The 18990-nt window shown below is 72.1% G+C and carries 15 protein-coding genes and 1 pseudogene; 7 read left to right on the top strand and 9 right to left on the bottom strand.

Annotated features, from left to right (window positions below):
- Positions 1 to 170 precede the first annotated feature (170 nt).
- The 4 genes from BCD48_RS18605 to BCD48_RS18590 all read right to left on the bottom strand — a co-directional run bounded on the left by BCD48_RS18605 (position 171) and on the right by BCD48_RS18590 (position 4075).
- Positions 171 to 917 carry an ABC transporter permease gene (locus BCD48_RS18605; RefSeq protein WP_071049682.1) on the bottom strand — a complete coding sequence of 249 codons (747 nt, stop codon included), beginning with the start codon at positions 915 to 917 and terminating at the stop codon, positions 171 to 173.
- Positions 917 to 1933, bottom strand: a complete 1017-nt coding sequence (locus BCD48_RS18600) for an ABC transporter ATP-binding protein (RefSeq protein WP_071049681.1) — start codon at positions 1931 to 1933, stop codon at positions 917 to 919. Before BCD48_RS18600 ends, BCD48_RS18605 begins: the two co-directional genes overlap by 1 nt.
- Before the next feature lie 187 nt (positions 1934 to 2120).
- Entirely contained in the window at positions 2121 to 2663 is a 543-nt protein-coding gene (locus tag BCD48_RS18595) for a Uma2 family endonuclease (protein WP_071049680.1), read from the bottom strand.
- A 224-nt stretch (positions 2664 to 2887) separates the two neighbouring features.
- The gene (locus tag BCD48_RS18590) at positions 2888 to 4075 is read right to left on the bottom strand and encodes an ABC transporter substrate-binding protein (RefSeq protein ID WP_083418847.1); all 1188 of its coding nucleotides are present in this window, start codon (positions 4073 to 4075) and stop codon (positions 2888 to 2890) included.
- 109 nt (positions 4076 to 4184) lie between these two features.
- Here BCD48_RS18590 and BCD48_RS18585 point away from each other — a divergent pair, with 109 nt between their 5' ends.
- The 3 genes from BCD48_RS18585 (at position 4185) to BCD48_RS18575 (ending at position 10252) form a co-directional block, all read left to right on the top strand.
- Complete coding sequence (locus BCD48_RS18585; protein WP_083418846.1) at positions 4185 to 6362, top strand: branched-chain amino acid ABC transporter permease; 2178 nt, start codon at positions 4185 to 4187, stop codon at positions 6360 to 6362.
- 8 nt (positions 6363 to 6370) lie between these two features.
- Positions 6371 to 8275 (top strand): ATP-binding cassette domain-containing protein, encoded by a 1905-nt coding sequence (locus BCD48_RS18580; protein ID WP_083418845.1) that lies wholly within the window; start codon positions 6371 to 6373, stop codon positions 8273 to 8275.
- Between the two features lie 429 nt (positions 8276 to 8704).
- The gene (locus BCD48_RS18575; RefSeq protein WP_071049678.1) at positions 8705 to 10252 is read left to right on the top strand and encodes an MFS transporter; all 1548 of its coding nucleotides are present in this window, start codon (positions 8705 to 8707) and stop codon (positions 10250 to 10252) included.
- Between the two features lie 18 nt (positions 10253 to 10270).
- Here BCD48_RS18575 and BCD48_RS18570 read toward each other — a convergent pair whose 3' ends face one another.
- The gene (locus tag BCD48_RS18570) at positions 10271 to 11020 is read right to left on the bottom strand and encodes a TetR/AcrR family transcriptional regulator (RefSeq protein ID WP_071049677.1); all 750 of its coding nucleotides are present in this window, start codon (positions 11018 to 11020) and stop codon (positions 10271 to 10273) included.
- Between the two features lie 274 nt (positions 11021 to 11294).
- A complete protein-coding gene (locus BCD48_RS18565) occupies positions 11295 to 12266 on the bottom strand; it encodes an enoyl-CoA hydratase/isomerase family protein (RefSeq protein ID WP_198543298.1) in 972 nt (323 codons plus the stop codon).
- Positions 12267 to 12433: 167 nt separating this feature from the next.
- Between BCD48_RS18565 and BCD48_RS18560 the strand changes: the two genes are divergently transcribed.
- The gene (locus BCD48_RS18560) at positions 12434 to 13783 is read left to right on the top strand and encodes a hypothetical protein (protein ID WP_274536549.1); all 1350 of its coding nucleotides are present in this window, start codon (positions 12434 to 12436) and stop codon (positions 13781 to 13783) included.
- A gap of 79 nt (positions 13784 to 13862) precedes the next feature.
- Positions 13863 to 14000 (top strand): annotated as a pseudogene (locus BCD48_RS55730) (TMEM175 family protein); the annotation flags it as partial.
- Between the two features lie 61 nt (positions 14001 to 14061).
- On the opposite strand, the gene BCD48_RS18555 reads toward BCD48_RS55730, so the two are convergent.
- Complete coding sequence (locus tag BCD48_RS18555; RefSeq protein WP_241841835.1) at positions 14062 to 14898, bottom strand: AraC family transcriptional regulator; 837 nt, start codon at positions 14896 to 14898, stop codon at positions 14062 to 14064.
- A 224-nt stretch (positions 14899 to 15122) separates the two neighbouring features.
- Here BCD48_RS18555 and BCD48_RS18550 point away from each other — a divergent pair, with 224 nt between their 5' ends.
- Positions 15123 to 15509, top strand: coding sequence for a VOC family protein (locus BCD48_RS18550; protein WP_071049675.1), 387 nt, complete (start codon positions 15123 to 15125; stop codon positions 15507 to 15509).
- 64 nt (positions 15510 to 15573) lie between these two features.
- Here the strand turns inward: BCD48_RS18550 and BCD48_RS18545 are convergent, their stop codons facing one another.
- Positions 15574 to 16443, bottom strand: coding sequence for a class II glutamine amidotransferase (locus BCD48_RS18545; RefSeq protein ID WP_071049674.1), 870 nt, complete (start codon positions 16441 to 16443; stop codon positions 15574 to 15576).
- Positions 16444 to 16973: 530 nt separating this feature from the next.
- On the opposite strand from BCD48_RS18545, the gene BCD48_RS18540 reads away from it, so the two are divergent.
- Positions 16974 to 17900, top strand: a complete 927-nt coding sequence (locus BCD48_RS18540) for a phosphatase PAP2 family protein (protein ID WP_071049673.1) — start codon at positions 16974 to 16976, stop codon at positions 17898 to 17900.
- 110 nt (positions 17901 to 18010) lie between these two features.
- Here BCD48_RS18540 and BCD48_RS18535 read toward each other — a convergent pair whose 3' ends face one another.
- Positions 18011 to 18787 carry a purine nucleoside phosphorylase YfiH/LACC1 family protein gene (locus tag BCD48_RS18535; RefSeq protein WP_157910524.1) on the bottom strand — a complete coding sequence of 259 codons (777 nt, stop codon included), beginning with the start codon at positions 18785 to 18787 and terminating at the stop codon, positions 18011 to 18013.
- Between the last annotated feature and the right edge of the window lie 203 nt (positions 18788 to 18990).

Here is an 18990-nt window from a genome sequence, read left to right as displayed (position 1 = left end):
GGGTTCTGTACTTGGTGTGGACTGGTGACGGCGCATTGGCGCAGCGCCAACGCAACCATCTGACCGACCTCGGACCAGACCAGCCCCGTCCGGACACGTCAACCCCGAAACCAGCCGGGGAGGGCGCCCTGGCGCCCGACGGGATCGAGCGCGTCCAGCGCCTCGATCCCTCACATCCAGCGGAACCAGCGGGCCGCGCCGAGGCCACACAGGACGATGTAGGCGACCATCACTCCCACATGCACCAGGCCGGGCCACGACCCGGACATCGAGTCCTGCAAGGCGCCCACCGCCGCTCCGAGGGGGGTCGCGTCACCGATGTCCACGAGTACGCGCGGCATCGCCTCCCGGGGCACCCACAGCCCGGCGAAGAACATCAGCGGGTAGAACAGCCCGACGCCGATGCCGTTCGCGACCCCGCTGCTTGGCGCCACGGCCGCGATCAGCAGGCCGAGCGCGATGAGGGTCGCGATCGTCAGCAGGAGCGCCAGCACGTAGCCGACGGGCTGTTCCGGCGCGGGCACGCGGAACGCGGCGGCACCGACCACGTGGAGCAGCGCCGCGACGAGGACCGCGAGGATCGCGATCACGGCGCCCTGAGCGGCCAGCAGCGACGCGGGGCTCGCCGGGGTGGTCGCCAGCCGCTTGAGGACGCCCTTCTCCCGGTACCTGGCCAGGGCGCCGGGCGCCAGGCTCAGCCCCAGCAGCGCGACGACCATGACGATCGTGATCGGGAGGTAGAGGTCGATGACCCGCGCACCGCCGAGATCGGCGCTGTGCTCGCGGAAGGACGGGACACAGCCGAGGATCACCACGAGAACGACGGGCAGGCCGACGGCGAACAACGTCGTACCAGGGTCGCGCAGCGCCAGCCGTGCCTCGCTGCGCACCAGCGCTCCGAGCACCTTGCGGGACATCAGGACCTCCTCGTTTTGCGGCCGGCGGTGCTTCCCTGGGCCGATGCCTTAGCCGGTGCCTTGGCCTGGGGCGTGTTCTCGCCCGCGTCCCTCGGTTCGGGGGCTGGCGAGCTGGTCAGCGACAGGTAGGCGTCGTCCAGCGTGGCCTGCTCGATGCGCAGGTCCTGGGCGACGATCTGGTGGCGGGCGAGCACGACGACCACGGCGTGCACCAGCTCGCCCGTGCCGGTGACCCGCACGGTCGGCCCGGTGTGGGTCACCGAGGCGACCTCGGGAATGGCGGTGAGGAGGGAGTCGTCGATCGGCGTGGACGGCCGGAACCGGATCGTCGACGTGCCTTCGGCGGCGCGGGCCAGCGCGGCCGGGGTGTCGAGGGCGACGATCCGGCCGGCGTCGAGGACGGCGACCCGGTCGCAGAGCCGCTCGGCCTCCTCGAGCAGATGCGTGACGAGCAGGATCGTCACGCCGCGATCGCGGATCCGCTCGACGAGGTCCCACACGTCCCGCCGGCCGTGCGGGTCGACGCCCGTGGTCAGCTCGTCGAGCACCGCGACCCGCGGGTCGCCGACCAGCGCCAGCGCGAGCGAGAGGCGCTGGCGCTGCCCGCCGGACAGCTTGCCGAACCGGGTCCGGCGCACCTCGGCGAGGCCGAGCTCGTCGCGCAGCGCCGCGGTGTCGACGGGGGCGTCGTAGAACGCGGCCTGCAACGCCAGCGCTTCGTCGACGGTCATCCGCCCGGGCAGCTCGCTCTCCTGCAACTGGACGCCGAGCTGGGGCGTGAGCGCCCGACGATCCGCCCACGGGTCCAGCCCGAGGACGCGGACCGTGCCCCGGTCCTGCCTGCGCAGTCCCTCGATGATCTCGACGGTCGTCGTCTTGCCGGCACCGTTGGGCCCGAGGACGCCGAAGATCTCACCTTGTCGCACGCTGAACGACACTCCGCGCAGTACCTCGCGGTCGCCGTATTGCTTCTCGAGGCCAGCTACCTCGATCGCGGTGGAGCCTGAACCAGCCATGGCACAACACTGCCGCCGCCGGCGCCCGTTGTGGATCAACCGTCCGGTCATCCCCGCCCGCGAGCCGGCTGATCCGCCCATCAACCAACTGGTCGATGGCGCACCGCGCTCCGCGGTCAGCGCCCGCTCCCCGGGCCAGCGCCGCCCAGCGGCGACGGGCCAGCGCCACCGGCGGCCGGGCGCCGGGTTACGGCAGCTGGGTCAGGTTGATCGTCACGGGGAACGGGGTGGTGACGTGAACCAGGCCGCCGCGGACGGCGTGCTCCTGGTAGATCTGCGACGCCGGGTCGAGGTCGTAGGCGCAGGCAACCGGGACGCCGGTGGCCGACCACTCGATCCGCCAGTAATGGCCGATGCCGGCCTGGGCGTAACGATGCACGCCGACGATCCGGCCGGTCGCCTGGGAACTGCTGGAGACCAGCTCGACGACGCATAGTACCCGGTCGGCGTGCATCGGGGCGGTGTCGAGCGCGTCGGCGCGGTAGACGACGACATCTGGGCGGCGGATCGTCAGCGGCGCCTCGGTCAGGCATATCTCGACGGCGACGTCCGCGTTCCACTCCGGCCCGCCGGCGGCGTCCAACGCGTTCGCGATGTGCCGCGCCATTCTCCGGCGCCGGGCGGAGGCGACGGCGGCGGTGACCACCTGGCCATCGGCGACCTCGACGTCGGCACGATGGTCCTCCGACCAGCGGTCGTACTGGCGCGACGTGACCTTCTCGGCGGCGATGGTCCACCTCCCTGGTCAGCAGCCAGCCTAACTCGGTCAAAAGGCGAACGCAGCCAGTCGATGGCGTACATGCCAGATCGGAGGGCGATCGCTCCGGGCACGGTCAGGTGCCGGAGATCGACGACCGAGACCTGGCCACGAGGTGGGTGCCGGCACGACTCGGCGGCCTGGCCCTTGTGGGCCAGGCCGCCGAGGGACGAGCGGATGGAACGAGGGCGGCGGGGTCAGCTGACGAGGTCGAGGAGCTTGCGGCCGTCGACCCAGTTGCCGGTGAGGTCGGTGAAGCCCTTGCCGTTCCAGGTGAGCAGGCGCACGGCGGAGTTGCAGATCGACGGCAGGAGATTGATCTGCTTGCCGTCGCAGGTGAACGGATGCGCCATGACGTTCGGGTATTCCTTGGTCGCCCGCAGCGCGGTGGTCAGCGCCGCCGGCGTCGGGTCCGGCAGGGTCTCGAGCAGGTTGCGGACCACCAGCACCGCGGAGAACGAGCCCTCCGAACCGGAGGTCCGCTGCTCGGCCGGCACCCGCTTGGCGAAAGCCGCGGCGGCGGGGTCCTTGTCGCCGTCGGTCGCCGGCAGGTAGCCGGAGGCGAAGACCAGGTTGTCGGTGTGCCCGCCGGCCGCCCTGGCGACGGTGGGGCTCGCGCAGGAACCGATCAGGTACATCGGTGTCTTGATGTTGAGTGCGCTCGCAGCCTGGACGATGCGGGCGCAGGCCTGCGCCTGGAACACGACGACGATCGCGTCGGGATTGCCCTTGGCGGCGTTGCTGAGGGCCGGGGCGAAGTCGGCGGCGTCAGCCTTCTCCGACGTGAGGGTGACGTCCGTCACGCCCTTTTTGTTCAGGATCTGCCTCGAGTAGTCGATCGCGATGGAGAGCAGCCCGGACAGGTCGACGTACAGCGCGTGCACGCTGTGGACCTTCTTCACCGACGTGAGGTAGTCGGTGATGCCGATCAGCTCGGCCGCGGTGCCGCCGGTCAGCGAGAACGAGTTCGTCGAGTTCAGCTCCCCGTTGAGCTGCGGCGAGCCGCTCACGTAGGGGATGCCAGCGTTCTTGTAGACCTCCATCGCCGCCTCGGCGCCGACGTCGATCCCGCCGACGACGGCGACCGGGTGCTGCGCCACGAGCTTGTTCGCGCAGCCCTGCGACGACTCGGGCGAGCCGTTCGTCGCGCAGGTCACCAGCTTGACGGGCCGGCCCTTGACCCCGTCCAGCTCCGCGTTCGCATACGCGGCCGCCGCCTCCGCGGCGACCCGGGTCTCCGGGAACGAGCCGACCGCGCTGTTTTCCTGGGTCACATAGCCGAGCAGCAGCGGTGGCCCGGTCGGCCCGACGGCGGGCGTCCCGCTGCCTGTGCCGTCGCCCGCCGAATCCCCTCCGCGCTGACTCGTGCACCCGGCGAGAACCATCGCCAGCGCTACACAGCCAGCCGCGAGAACACGCCCAAAACGGATCACGACCAGGAAGCTACACTCCCGTCGGCAGCCGGGCGCGGTCGAGTCGAGCTTGGGGACAGGTGTGTCCACGTATCTAGCCGCGTTGGTTCTCGGGCTTGGCACCGGGGCCGTGTACGCAGCACTCGGACTCGGCCTTGTGCTGACCTATCGGGCATCTGGCGTGGTCAACGTCGCGCATGGCGCCTTCGCCATGTATGCGACGTACCAGTACGCCGAGCTGCGTGAGGTCGGCGACATCGTCTTTCCCGTCGTCGGCGTGCCACCACGAATTCATCTGACCGACCACCCGTCGTTCACCCTGGCTTTCACGGTCTCGCTGGCGCTCGCGGGGCTGTTCGGGCTGATCGGCTATCTGCTGGTGTTCCGGCCGTTGCGCTCCGCGCCGCCGATGACCGCCGTTGTGGCCGCCGTCGGGCTGATGATCGCGCTGCAGGCCGTGGCCGTGATCCAGTTTGTCTCCGGGCCGTCAGGTACCGACAGCCGGTCCCTCGACCCGGTGCTGACGCAGAAGCCCGTCAAGGTGCTCGGCACGACGGTCCCCAGCGACCGGCTGCTGCTCGCCGCGCTCGCCATCGCCGCCGGGCTGGTGCTGTGGGCCGTGTCCCGCTGGACCCGGTTCGGGCTCGCCACACGGGCCGTCGCCGCCGACCCGGACACGGTGGCGCTGTGGGGCTACCGCACCGAGCTCATCGCCGCCGCGAACTGGGTGGTGGCGGCGGTGCTGGCGGCGGCGGCCGGAATCCTGATCGCGCCGGTCTCCGCCCTCAACCCGGGGACGTTCTCGCTGTTCGTCGTGCCCGCGCTCGCGGCGGCGCTGCTCGGCGGCCTTTCGTCGTTCGGCGCGACCGTGGCGGGCGCGCTCGCTCTCGGCATGGCCCAGTCGGCGCTGCTCCAGGTCCGGCAGGACGTGAGCTGGCTCGACCAGCCGGGCCTGCGCGAGCTGCTGCCGCTGCTGCTGCTCATCGGGGTCGCCGTCTCGCGCGGGCAGCTGGTGCCGGGCAGGGTCACGACCGCCGCGGCCATCACCCGGCTGCCACCGGTGGGGCCGCCGACCGGCGCGCGGCGCGCGGCGCTCACGCTGCTCGCTGGGCTCGCGGTCGGCGTCGGCGCGCTCTTCCTCCTGCAGGGGACCTACCGGCTCGGCCTGGAACGCAGCATCGCCGGCGCGGTCGTCTGCCTGTCGTTCGTCGTCCTGGTCGGCTACGTCGGCCAGCTCTCGCTCGCGCAGATGTCAATCGCCGGCGTCGCCGGCTTCCTGCTCGCCCGCCTGCAGCGCAGCCTGCACATCCCGTTCCCGGTGGCGCCGCTGCTCGCGACGGCCGTGGCCGCCGCCGTCGGCCTGCTGCTGGGTCTCGTCGCCCGCCGGGTACGCGGCATCGACCTCGCGGTCATCACACTCGCCGCCGGCGTCGCGATCCAGGAGGCGGTGTTCGCCAACCCGCTGGTCACCGGTGGACTTGGCGGCACCAAGGTGCCGTCGCCGAAGGTGTTCGGCGTTGACTTCGGGCTCTCCGGCCCCGGCTTCCCCCGGGTGCAGTACGGGTTGCTGTCGCTGGTCGTGCTGGCCGCCTGCTGCTACGGCGTCGTCCGGCTGCGCGGCTCCCGCTTCGGGCGGCGGATGCTCGCCGTCCGGGCCAACGAGCGAGCGGCATCGGCGGCTGGCGTAGACGTCCGGCGTACCAAGGTTCTCGCGTTCGGGATCTCGGCCGGGATCGCGGGCCTGGGTGGCTGCCTCCTCGGCTACGGCCAGGGCACCCTCTCCTTCGACTCGTTCGGCGTCACCGCGTCGCTGTTCTTCCTGGCCGTCGTCGCGGTCGGCGGGGTGACGACGGTGTCCGGAGCGCTGACCGCCGGGCTGCTGGTGCCGGGCGGGCTGGTGTTCACCGCGCTCGACGACGTGGCCGGGCTGGGTACCTACCAGTCGCTGATCTGCGGGCTCGCCGTCGTGGTGCTCGCGGTGCTGCGGCCCGCGGGACTCGCCTACCGGCGGCCGGCGGTGCCCGTGACGGCTGGTGCGCACCGGGCCGGCCGGAGCGGCGCCCGGCCGGGCGGGGCGCGCGGCGTCGCCGCCCAGCTGAGGCCGGGGAGCAGGACCGGCCCGTTGACAGGACCGGCCCCGCCGGCCGGAGCCGACTCCCGGGCCGGGGTCGCGCCCGCGGGCGAACCGAGCATCCCGGGCGATCGACGGCCCGGAACTGGCGTGGCTGGTGGGGCACCGCCGGAGGGGGACGCCCGGTGAGTGGGTCAGTGAGCGGGTCACTGCCGAACATGGGGGCGCTCGTGGCGCCCGAGCGCGGGCTCGCCGTCGACGGTCTCACCGTCCGCTACGGACGCGTGACCGTCGTCGACGACGTGTCGTTCGTCGTACCAGCCGGCACGATCATTGGGCTGATCGGCCCGAACGGTGCCGGCAAGACCACCCTGATCGACGCGATCACCGGTTTCGTGCCCGGGTCCGACACCGACGGGTCGATCCTGCTCGACGGCACCCGGATCGAGTCGCTGGCGCCGCACGAGCGGTTCCGGCGCGGCCTGGCCCGTACGTTCCAGTCGTTGGAGCTGTTCGAGGACCTGTCGGTCTCCGAGAACCTGGCCGTCGCCGGCGGTGCCGCCACGGGCAGGCTCGCCAACCCGGCCGGGGCCTCGCCGCTTGCGTCCGCGGTCGCCGCCGTCGGCCCGGCCTCGACCGGGCCGATCACCATCGGCCCGAGGACCGGGCCGCTGGCCATCGGCGCGGCGATCAGCGGCGGGCTCGCCCGGGCGGGACGCGGCGGGGTCGACCTCACCGCGGTCGCCAGCCAGCTGCCGGACACGTTGACCCACGACCAGCGGGCGGCGCTCGCGTTCGGGCGGGCGCTCGCCGGGCGGCCACGAGCCGTGCTGCTCGACGAGCCGGCCGCCGGCCTCGACGCGCCGGGACGGGCGGCCCTGTCCGCCCGCCTCCGTGCGCTCGCCGCCGCTGGCATAGGCGTGCTGCTCGTCGACCACGACGTCGAGCTCGTCTTCTCCGTCTGCGACGAGGTGGTCGTGCTCGACGGCGGGCGGGTGGTCGCCCAGGGACCGCCCGAGCGGGTCCGGGTGCACCCCGCTGTGCGGACCGCCTACCTGGGCACCGGGCCGAGCGATGCCGACGTGCCCGTCCCGCCGCGGCCCCGCCGGCCGGCGTCCACAGGCGACACCACGCCGGCCAGGCCCGGTTCGGCGGCGGCGCGGGCGCTGCCGCCCGTGCTGCTGGAGGTCGACCGGGCCGTCGGGCGCTACGGCGGGCGGCGCCGCGGCGTGCTCGCCCTCGCGGGCGGCGGTGTCCCGGCCGGCGCGCCGGTGGTGCGCGACGTCTCGCTCACCGTCCGCCCAGGAGAGATCGTCGCCCTGCTCGGCCCGAACGGGGCCGGCAAGACGACGCTCATCCGCATGATCTCCGGGCTGCTGTCGCCGGTCACCGGCACGGTTACGCTGCTCGGCTCGCCCACCCGGCGAGCGACTCCCGACAGGCTGGCCAGGCGGGGGCTCGCCGTCGTGCCACAGGGGCATGGCTCGGTTCCGACCCTGACCGTCCGGGAGAACCTGCGGCTGGCCGTCCGCCATCCCGCGCCGCGCGGTGCCGCCGGGGCGGGCTGGCCCGGTCCCGACACCGCGGCTGGCCCCGCCGCGGGCGCGGGCGCCCCAGCCGGCGTCGGCCCCTCCGGCAGCGATGGCACCCGCGGTGCCACCGCCAGCGCCGATGCCGCCCCGTCGGTCGGCGCCCAGCGGGCCGGGGAGAGGATCGCGGCCGTTCTCGAACTGTTCCCGGCGTTGAGCGCGCTGCTCGGCCGGCCGGCCGGAGCGCTCTCGGGCGGCGAGCGCCAGCAGCTCGCGCTCGCCCTCGCGCTGGTCCGCCGGCCCGCGCTGCTGCTGGTCGACGAGTTCTCCTTCGGCCTCGCGCCCGGCATCGTGCCGCCGCTGCTTGCCGCGCTGCGCCGCGTCGCCGACGAGACGGGCCTGGGGGTACTGCTGGTCGAGCAGCACGTCTCGCTCGCGCTGCGGGTCGCCGACCGGGCCTACGTCCTCGACCGCGGCCGCATCGCCCTGCATGAGGACGCCGCTCACCTGATCGCGCACCCCGAGCTCATCGAGGAGAGCTACTTCGGCGGCACCACCCAACCGCCTGAGTGACGGCGAACCCGTTTCCCGCGCCTGGCCGCGCGACGAGTCGCGATGAGTTCTGTCGCGGCGACCGGTCTCATGGAGACGGCGGCCGTCAAGCTTGAGCGCATCCGGAGCGCCTCCGTGCCGACCGCCTCATGGTTCTGGCTGCGGGTCGTCGGCTGACAGGCTCAAGATTCTGCGCAAGCCGCGAGGACGGCGGATTCGGGCCGCTTAGGTGCGTCTATCAGGGGAAATCTACGCACTGGTGCCCGGGACGCGGCAGTCCTCCGTCGACCACGCGGTCTCGGTAGGTGCCGACCGTCGTCCCCGGACGACGGCCGGCCCGGCCGCCCGGAACGGCCGACTTGTCGGACCCGTGGAGCATGCTGGGAGACCGAGCCGCCCACGAGGGGCCCAACCGCATACCACTGTCTCGCCGGAATCGCAGGTATCACGATGCGCAAATGGCTGCCACTGCTGACGGTCTGTCTGGGCACGTTCATGCTGCTAGTCGACGTCACGATCGTGAACGTCGCGCTGCCGAGCATGGTCGACGACCTGCACGCGTCCTTCGGGGCGCTGCAATGGGTCATCGACGCCTACGCGCTCGCGCTGGCCGCGCTGGTGCTCGGCGCCGGCTCGATCGCGGACATCGTCGGGCACCGCCGGGCCTACATCGCCGGGCTCGTGGTGTTCGCTCTGTCGTCGTTGATGTGCGGACTCGCCGCGAACGACGGGCTGCTGGTCGCGGCCCGCGCGGTGCAGGGCATCGGCGCCGCCGCCATGTTCGCGACCAACTTCCCGCTGCTCAACGCCTCCTACACGGGCAGGGACCGGGGCGCCGCCTACGGGATCTGGGGAGCGGTCGCCGGCGCGTCGTCGGCCATCGGCCCGATCGTCGGCGGGGTGCTCACCGAGTACATCTCCTGGCGGTGGATCTTCTTCGTGAACCTGCCCGTCAGCGCGGTCGCCGTCGTGCTCGCGCTGACGGTCCTCACGGACGCTCGGGCACAGCTGCGCATCCGGGTGGACGTCCCGGGCATCGTCAGCTTCACCGCCGCGGCCGCCGCTGCCACATACGCGCTGATCAGGGCGAACGACGACGGCTGGTCGGACGCGGGCGTCTGGCTGCTCCTCGGCGCGACGGTGGTGCTGCTGGCGGCGTTCGCCGCGTTGGAAGCGCACTCGTCGCACCCGATGTTCGACCTGGCGCTGCTGCGCAACCGTTCGTTCGTCGCCGTGCTGATCGCCGGACTGCTGATGACGTTCGCCGCCTTCTCCGCCTTCACCTACACATCGATCTGGCTGCAGTCGGTGCTGCGGATGAGTCCGCTGGAGGCAGGCCTCACCGGGCTGCCACTCTCCATCACCGCGTTCTTCGTCTCCGCGCTGCTCGGCCGGTTCCTGCATGAGCGCCGACCGGACCTGGTGATCGGCAGTGGACTCGCGTTCATCGGTGTCGGCGGGTTCGTGGTCGCCCTGCTCGTGCACGGGTCGGCCAGCTGGCCCGCCCTGATCCCCGGCTTCGCGATCATCGGTATCGGCGTCGGCATGACAACCCCGATGCTCGGATCGGTCTCCATGTCCCTGGTGCCCCTCCAGCGCACCGGGATGGCCGCGGGAGCGGTGAACACCATGCGCCAGCTGGGCTACGCCTTCGGTATCGCGGCGCTTGGCAGCGTCTTCGTCGCCCGCGCGCAGGACAGCCTGGCGGGCAAGCCCATCCCCGCGGGCGGCGGCCGGGTGGCACACGCGATCGCCGGGGGCCAGACCCCCGGCCTGCTGAACGCCACCCCGGCGGATGCCAGGCCGGCGTTCGACACGGCCGCGCACGCCGCCGCCGTCAGCGGCGTCCAGGCGACCTTCGTCGTGGCCGGCGCTGTCGGCGTCCTCGCCGCGATCCTCGTCCTGATCCTCATGCGCCCGGCCAGGGCGGCGGCTTCGACGGAGCCCGCCGAGGCCGGCCGCACGGACGAACGCGAGACCGTCCAGTCGACGACCTGAGCCGCCCGACGACGCGCGTCAGGGGATGGGATCGGCGGGGACGGGCTTGTCGGCAGCCGGCTCGTCCTCGGCTGTGGACGCGTCGGTGGGTTCGGAGTCACCCGGCTCGGTGGAGCATTCGCCGGGCTCGGGGGGAAGGATCGCCGGGACGACGCTGCGGCGCAGGTAGGCACGCAGCTTGGTGTCGCTGGATGTGCGGTCGCTGTCGAAGATGAGCAGCGAGAGCAACCAGCGGATCAGCGTCTCGGTGATCTCATCCAGCCGGGACTCCAGCGACGGGTCGTAGCTGGTGATCGGCTCAAGGATGGTCCTGGCGATCTGCAGCGAGTTCTCGGACAACGCCTCGTTCGCGGCCCACGGGTCCGCCGGGGCCTGGCTGATCGGATGCAGCGCCGGCTCGGCGCGGAACTCCCGGCGGGCGGCGATCAGCGCCTCCACCGCGAAGTCGCCGGCCGTCTTTGACCGGCGCCGGGCCGCGGCGACGACCCGTTCGGCGATCGACGCGCCCGCCTGCTCGAGCGCGACGGATACCAGTGCCTCGCGGGTGTCGAAATAGGCGTAGACGGTCGGCCGGGAGACGCCGGCGATCGTCGCGATCGCGCTTATCGAGGTGCGCTCCAGGCCGTGCCGCCGGATGCAGGCCAACGTGGCGTCGATGATCTTTTCTCGGGCCGACTCGGCGGCGGCGGCGGGGGAGCGGCCCGACCAGGGAGCGCGGCGGACCGGCCGCGGCTGCGCGTCGGCCGCGCGCTCGCGGATCGGTTCCACCGTGCTCCCCTGTATCGGACGTGGCAGCGTGGGAGGCGTCGTACCTGTTAGGCGACGCGACATGCTATTGCCAAGGAAATGTACAGCCTATCCGTCCCGCCAACGTGCTGGCGGCTTGCGTCGCCATGGGTATGTGGAATAAGCGGGAATTGTTGTCTGAACGCGGCGGACGCGCTGTGCGCGGCCAGCCCCGCCGGCTGGCCCGCGTCGAGCCAGCCTGGTCCTGCCGCTCCCCCTTTGCCGCCTCGCCTCCGCCGCCGTCAGCTCGCCGCCGTCAGCTCCGCCGCTCGTCGCGGGTGGCCGGGCCGAGCCGGTCCAGGATGGCGGTGCCCAGGTCGGGGCGGCGCATCAGCTCGCGGAAGGCGGTGTTCTCGGCCTGCCGGGCTCGCTCGACGCCTGATCGCTCGGCATCCCGGATCAGCCGGGTGGTCGCGAGCACGGAGGCGAGCGGCTTGTCGGCGATCGTCGAGGCGAGCGCCAACGTCTCGGCCAGCAGCGTCTCCGCCGGGCAGGCCCGCAGCGCCAGGCCCGTCTCCACCGCCTCGGCCGCCGAGATCCATTCCGCCGCCAGCAGGGCCTTCGCCGCCCGCTGCCGGCCCATCCGGCGAGGCAGCAGGTAGCTGCTGCCGGCCTCCGGAGCGACGCCCATCGTGGTGAACGGCGCCAGGAGGCGGGCCTCCTCGGAGATGAGCACGATGTCGCAGTGGGCGAGCATGGTCAGGCCAAGCCCGACGCCCGCGCCATTGACGGCCGCGAGCAGCGGCTTCGGGAATGTCGTCAGCGCATCCAGGAAGGCGTTGAAGGGACCGCCGCCGGTTGTGCCCGCGGCCGCCTCCTCCGCCGTCTCGGTGGCCTCGGCATTCTCCGCGGCGACCGTGGATGCCTGGGCGGCCATCTCGACAAGGTCGGTGCCCGCGGAGAAGTACTTGCCGGCGCCGGTCAGGACGACGGCGCCGATCGCGTCGTCGACGGCCGCCGCGCGCAGCGCCTCGGCGGCGGCCAGGTAGAGGCCGGAGCTGAAGGCGTTGGCCTGCCGGGGCCGGTTCAGGGTCAGCAGCCGCACCCGACCGGTCGTGGACGTCAACAGCACGTCGCCCGACGTCGTGGGCGCCGCCGCTTCGGAAGCCGCGGCTAACGCGGGCTCGGCCGGCTCGGGCTCGGCGGGCTGGGACGCGGCAGCCTTGAATTCGGCAGCCCTGGATTCCGGTTCGTCGGCGGCGCGGGGCGCCGCGGTGGTCTCAGGCACGCCCTGCAGTGTCGACCGGAGGCACCGTTCCGGTCGAGAGCTCCCACTTCCGCCGGTGCCTGCCCGCGGCGCTGACAAGTACGTCATGACGGCGCTCTCCCGGCCGAGTCGGCGCCCTCCTGGTCGACAGGTGACCGCGGGTCGATCACGATGTCGTCGTGGTCGTGATGCTGGCTTCGATCGTCGCGCGCCGTGCGGTCCCCCTCGCCACAGCGGCCACGGTCGGCGGGCTGGCGCTGTTCGGCGGGCTGGCCTGGTGCGGGAGCCTGGACGCGTCCACGCCGTCCAATGGTGGGTCGCCGGTCGCGATCTCTGGTTCGGAAGCGGCGAGCCCGGCGTCGCCGCTCGGCATCGAGGCTGTGACCGACGTCAGCGGGGACGGCGCGGGCCCCGCCACCATCGCGGGGATCAACGCGCGGGGCGACGTCGCCGGCTACTGGCCCTACAGTGGGCGCGCCTTCCTGTTCACCGGTGGACGTCGCTACGACCTCGCCGCGCCGTCAAGCAGTCCCGCGCCGTCAGGCGATCCCGCGTCGGCCACGGCGCCGCTCGCTACCAGACCTTCGATCATGGTGGGCGCACTGAACGAGCGGGGACAGGTGGCCGGAGCGGTCGATCTCGGGAACGGCCGCTTCCAACCGGTGGTCTGGCACCTGCCGGGCGCCGCCGCCGTGCCCGTAGGCCCGCCGGGCGCCGGCACCAGCAAGGACATCAACGACCGCGGCGACGTGCTGGTCGACAACGGCGCCTCCGTGGTCGTCGTCCACGCCGGCGTCGGACCGGCGGGCGGTGGCGAGTTCACCCGGGTTCCCGCCATGCCTGGCGCGGTCAGGCAGTATGGCGAGGCGATCAACGACCACGGCGTGGTGATCGGCTCGGCCGAGATCGTCCAACCAGGCGGTGCGCGGGTTACTCGCTCCTACCTGTGGGACGGCGCCCGGCTCGTCGATCTCGGCGTCCTCGAGCCGCGGGCCGACGGGTACGCCTTCGTCCGTGCAGTCGCGATCAACGAACGTGGGCAGGTCGTGGGCGTGAGCTCGACGGCATCCGACGACTCGCACGCCTTCCGCTGGGAGAAGGGGCAGATGACCGACCTGGGCACGCTCGGTGGCAGATCGAGCTTCGCGGCCGCGATCAACGAGCGTGGCCAGGTCGTCGGCCACGCGGCCACGGCCGGGGAAGCAGTGCACGCCTTCGTCTGGGCGGACGGGACGATGATGGACCTGGGCGTCCTCGGCGGCGACGAGAGCCTGGCTGCGTCGATCGATGACGCCGGCCGCATTGCCGGTTCCTCGACGGTCGCGCCGGGGAGCACGACGACACACGCGGTGCTCTGGACCGCGCGCACCGCGCCCACTGGGCTGGGACTGGTCGCGACCGCGACCGACCTGGGCGTCCCCTCCGGCTTCGCCGCGAGCGACGGCGTCGGGACCGGCGGCCCCCGCGCCGTGGTGGGCATGGCGACGCGGGCGGGTCGTGCCGCCCATGCCTTCGTCTGGACCGTGCGGGCCGGATGACGGCGTACCGGCGCTCTGGCCGTCCGATAGCGCTACCGGATGAGGAACCGGGTGACCGACGGGATGCCGGCCGGGGCCGATGCCGCTGCGCCGCCTGATGCCGACGCCACGCGCGATGCTGACGCAGGCACGGGGGCGAGACGCCGAGCGGCTGGTCTTCTTCTCGGACGCCGTCATCGCGATCGCGATCACCTTGCTCGCGCTGGAGCTCCCGCTGCCGAACTGCACGACGAACCGCGAGGTGTGGGGCGAGAGGGGCGCCGCGACCGCGGGTCAATCTACCCCCGGTTCGGGGTCATCTCGTTCGTGCCATCGGTCGCGAGATACCGATCGCGATACGCGGAGGGCGTCTCACCGGTCCACGCCCGGAAGGCACGGGCCAGCGCGCTCGCGCTCCCGAAGCCCACCGCGGCGGCGATCTGGCCGACCGACATCGTTGACGTGCTCAGCAGAGCCATGGCCCGGAACAGCCGAGCCTGCTGGAGGTGCTCCTGCCAGGTCTGGCCCAGGACGGCCGCGAACCGCCGGCGCAGCACACGTTCGGAGATTCCGACGGCGCGGCACACCGCCGCGGCCCTGGCATCGGCCAGATGAGCCGCGGTATAGGCGATCACATCCCGGACGACGGGATCGTCCGAGACCGGCAGCGACAGCGGCGCCTCGTACGCGAGCTGACGGCGGACGACGCCGGCGAGCGCCGTGAAGAAGCCGCTGGCCTCCGCGTCATCGTGGGTCCGGCCGATGGGCCACCGGGTGGCGTATCTCATCATCTCGCGCAACACCGGCGGCACCGGAATGATGGCGGCCCGCGCGCGCGGAAAGTCGAAGGCGGCGGGGTCGAAGAACACCGCGATGGTGGTCACATCCCTGAGCAGGGGCGCGTGCTCGACACCGGCGGGTACCCATGCCGCGTAGGACGGCGGCAGCAGGTAGTGAGTGGTGGGGGTGCGGATCTCGGCACATCCGGATACCGCGTACTCGATCTCGTGCAGGTCGTGGCGGTGCCAGTACGAGATCACGTCGGTGGCGTGGTGCTCCACCGTGCCCGCGGCCACTGTGGCGTGCCGACGCATGGCGATGAGCGGCGCGGCGGTCACGGCGGTCACGGCGGTCACGGCGCGATCGTAGGTCCTCTCGTCGTGGCCGGAGCGCGGCCGGATCGGTACCGAGGAAGGCCGTCCAGGTCGCACGTCCGCGGTCACCCCTGCCTACAGTCGGTCGGGTCCGATGACGACGCGTCCGAGGTTTTGAGATGACCCGGCGTCCTGTTGTGGACTCGACCCGGTCGGCCAGCGCGGAGCTGGGCGGCCGTCGACTCGCTCATCTGGGGAGGATCGATATGCCGCCGCTCGGGGTGTCACACGTAGGTCTTACTGTGACGGATCTGAATCGAAGCTGCGCCTGGTACACCGAGGTCCTGGGCTGGAAGGAGCAGGCCCGCGGCCGCGGTGACACGACGTCCTTCGCGCACGGTGTTCTTCCCGGCGGGCTGAGCCTCGTCCTGCGCGAACACGACCAGCGCATCGTCGAACCGTTCGACGAGAAACGTCCCGGGCTGGATCATCTTTCGTTCTCCGTGGAGACAGAGGCCGACCTCGACGAGCTCGAGAAAAACCTCACCGCGGCGGGCGCCTCGTTCACGCCGAAGCGAGAGCTGCCCTATGGCTGGCTGCTCGCCTTCCGCGACCCGGACAACATCGCGCTCGAGGCCATGCTCGGCCGGTAGCCGTCGAGCATGACCTCGCGGGACAGCGGACCGGTGGCCCGGTCCGCTGTCTGTGCCGCTGCGACTATCTGTGCTGCTGCGACGCCGCGGCCTCGGGCCGGAGGTCCTTCAGCGAGAGCTGGTGCGCGGGCTCGTCGTGGAGCGCGATCTGGCGGGTGACACGCAGGTCGGGCCCGGCGTGGAGGAGCTCACCGGGATCCATCAGGCGCCAGGCGGGGCTGTCGTCCATACATTCGCTGGCGACCACGAGCGCGGGAACGTCGGCCAGGTCGCGGGAGTGGATGCGCATGTGGCCGGCGGTGCCGCTGTGGTCGAGATGCCGGTCGCCGTGGTGGCCGCCGGCCCGGCGTTCGAGGACATACAGCGGGTGGGTGTCGGGATAGCGCAACGCCCACAGCCCCCGCGAGGTCGTGAGGATCACGTTGAGGGCATACAGGGGCAGGTGCTGGGCGACCCAGCGGGCGGCGCGGGCGATGCCGGCGGCCACGTCGCCGTCGGCCGATCTGATCTCGCGGGTGACGAGGGCGAAGAACCGTTCGGAATCGGTGTCACCTTTCACCGCCGACAGGTCGGCGCCGAGCTCGGCGTCCAGCTCGGCCAGGCCTTCGATCACCCCGTTGTGCGCGAACAGGCGACCGTCCTGTTCGAAGGGGTGGGTGTTGCGTTTCTCCACGCCTCCCGTGGAGGCGAAACGGATATGGGCGAGGAATGTTGCCGACTCGACCTGTCTGGCCGCCCCGGCGAAACTTCGGTCCTCGTAGGCGGCGATGGGTGCCTTGCGTAGCTGCGGGGAATCGTCCGCGTCGAAATAGCCGAGCCCGGTGCCATCTGGCTCACGCCGACTCTGGTCGCTGAGGCTGTCCGGGGCGTCGAGCAGCCAGAAAGTGGCGTGAGTACGCCGCGGAGAGCTACTCATACCGAACAGGCGACACATACGGCATCGCACCCCTCATCAGAATCTGTGCCACTCCACCAGCGGAGCGACGGCCCCTGGTACCGGCACTCTGACACCGTGCGCGCCCGGGCGGCCTCCCGAATCCGTCTGTGGATCTTTCAGAGCCGCCGTCGACGGTCGCGGACGCCTGTTCTCGTCTGGCTAGAGGGCCAAAGGGTGTGCAAAATGATCTTCCTTCGCACACCCGGCGGCCGTTGTCCCCAGGATCACTCATGGGTCCATCGGGCTGACACAGCGGTTCCAGCCCGGCGGGCCGGCCCGCGACGGCCGGCGCGCATCGGCTCGCATCAGCTGGCCCCGGTTGAGGGTTGACGTGATCCGCCGGCGCCGAGTTGGCAGCGTCGCTGGGGCGTTTTGCCTGCCTTGATGGTGGTACGTCACGAACGTGCGCTACTGACGGTTCACGAGCCAGACATCGGCGGGACGCCCAGAGTCCATGTCCGCGCCAGGCCGTGCGGACCTGGCGTGGAACGCGACGACGAGGCGGGCGGGCGAGCGGGAGGAGTGCGATGAGCGCGGCGGCGATGGGTGCCGGGGGACGGGAGACGGTGGACGCGGGCTCGTCGCCGCACGCCGACGAGCCGCTAAGAAAGGCGCGATCGCTCGGTCGGTGGCTCGGATACGCCCTCGGCCAGGCGCTGCTGCTCGCCGGGCTGTTCAAGGTCTACCGGCTCGGGCGGCAGCTCGCGGCCGGGCACGAGAGCGACGCGCTGGGACATGCGCGGGAGGTCTGGCATCTGGAACGGGCGCTCGGCCTGCCGAGCGAGGAGGCCGTGCAGCGCTTGGCCCTCCACTCGACCACGCTGGTGGAACTGGCGAACCGGTTCTACATGTACGTCCATTTCCCGGCGTCGATTCTCTTTCTGGCCTGGGTATTGCTGCGCCACCGTGACCACTGGGCCCGGGTACGTAACGCGTTGATCGCGCTGACCGGCGCCGCGCTGGTGATCCATCTGGCTTACCCGCTCGCGCCACCGCGTTTCCTGTCCGGGGTGCTTCCGAACGTCGGCATCGTCGACACCGGCCGGCTCATCGGCCCGTCGCCGTACCCGTCGGAGGGCGGTTCGGCGAACCAGTACGCGGCCATGCCGAGCATGCACGTCGGCTGGGCGATCCTTGAGGCATGGGGCGTCGTCACGATCCTGCGGTCCCGGGCGCGGTGGGTCGCGCTCGCCCACCCGGTCGTCACCACGCTCGTCGTCGTGCTGACCGGTAACCACTACTGGCTCGACGGCATCGTGGGCGGCCTCCTGGTGGCCAGCGCGGTATGGATCACCGCACCGGGCCGGGCCGGTCAGCTCGTGGCGCGCCTTCCCGCGACGCCGCTGACGCCCGCCCCTCCCGCCACCGCGACCGGTTCAGAACCTGGTTGGCCTGAACCGTCGACGGATGCGGCCGCTCTCACCGCGCCGGTGGCCGCGCGCCGCCGTCAGTGACCGGTTCGACTGGTGCCCCTCTCGGCCGACCAGTAGGTCTCGAGGGCGATGTCGCCCTTGCGATGGAGCGAAGCAGATGCCGCGCGAGCAAGGGCACCGGGCCGGCGAGGTCAGGCCGGGAGGGCCGCCACGGCCATGAAGCGGCCGCACGGGCGGGTCGCTCGGTCGGAGAAGAAGGTGTCCGTCGAGGTCCTGGTGTCGATGGCCATGTCGTGGATGTTGGCGTCCTTGACGCCGGCGGCGCGGAGCTGGATGCGCAGGCCACCGACGACGTCGAGCGTGCAGTGGCCAGGGCGGGTCGGCGTGAGAAGGCCCGCGTCACCGAACGCGGCCGTGACCTCCGCCGCCTGCGCGTCTCCGATCTCGTAGCTGGCGGCGCCGATCGCCGGACCGATGCCGACGAGCAGGTCACCGGGCGCTGTGCCGTAGCTCGCGGTCATCGCCTCGATCGTCTTCGGCAGCACGCCGAGCACGGTGCCGCCGCGGCCGCTGTGCGCCACCCCGATCGCCCCCCGACCGGGATCGAACAGCACCACCGGAGCGCAGTCGGCCGCCGTGATCGCAAGCGCGGCGCCGGGCAGATCCGTGATGAGCGCGTCAGTCGCGGGGAACGCGGCGACCGAGTCCGCTGTACCGTCATGGCCGCGGCCGGCCAGCGCCGGGCCGACAACGGCCACCCGGTTTGTGTGCCGCTGGTCGGGCACGGTCAACCGGTCCACGCCGAGCGCGTCGGCGACCCGTCGCCGGTTCTCCAGCACGGCCTCGTGGTCGTCCCCGACGCGGTCCCCGAGGTTGAGGCTCGCGTAGCTCCCCGAACTCACTCCACCGTGCCTCGTCGTGATGACGGCGGTCACGTCGTCGCCGCTGAAGAGGAATGGTCGCAGCACAGGATTCCGACCCATCCGCCCACTGTAGTAACGCCCACGCGGTGCCGGAGCGATGACACCTTCGCTGACCACGGCCGCCACGACTGGCACGACGGCGCCCAGCCTGCCTACAGACCCGCCAGCTGCCTTACGTACAAGGCCCGCCACCACGCCTGGTCTTCCTCGACGGACTGTCCTCGCGCTGACGGCCAATTCTGTTCACG

It is taken from the genome of Pseudofrankia coriaricola (assembly GCF_001854805.1).
Taxonomy (GTDB): Bacteria; Actinomycetota; Actinomycetes; order Frankiales; family Frankiaceae; genus Pseudofrankia.
Note: the sequence above shows the minus strand (reverse complement) of the source record. Positions and strands in the feature narration are given on the sequence as shown.

Bases quoted from the DNA above. Each gene is read 5' to 3' on its own strand.
- BCD48_RS18545 (WP_071049674.1), bottom strand. From the start codon at position 16,443: ATGTGTCGCCTGTTCGGTATGAGTAGCTCTCCGCGGCGTACTCACGCC.
- BCD48_RS18550 (WP_071049675.1), top strand. From the start codon at position 15,123: ATGCCGCCGCTCGGGGTGTCACACGTAGGTCTTACTGTGACGGATCTG.
- BCD48_RS18600 (WP_071049681.1), bottom strand. From the start codon at position 1,933: ATGGCTGGTTCAGGCTCCACCGCGATCGAGGTAGCTGGCCTCGAGAAG.
- BCD48_RS18590 (WP_083418847.1), bottom strand. From the start codon at position 4,075: ATGGTTCTCGCCGGGTGCACGAGTCAGCGCGGAGGGGATTCGGCGGGC.
- BCD48_RS18605 (WP_071049682.1), bottom strand. From the start codon at position 917: ATGTCCCGCAAGGTGCTCGGAGCGCTGGTGCGCAGCGAGGCACGGCTG.
- BCD48_RS18540 (WP_071049673.1), top strand. From the start codon at position 16,974: ATGAGCGCGGCGGCGATGGGTGCCGGGGGACGGGAGACGGTGGACGCG.
- BCD48_RS18575 (WP_071049678.1), top strand. From the start codon at position 8,705: ATGCGCAAATGGCTGCCACTGCTGACGGTCTGTCTGGGCACGTTCATG.
- BCD48_RS18560 (WP_274536549.1), top strand. From the start codon at position 12,434: ATGCTGGCTTCGATCGTCGCGCGCCGTGCGGTCCCCCTCGCCACAGCG.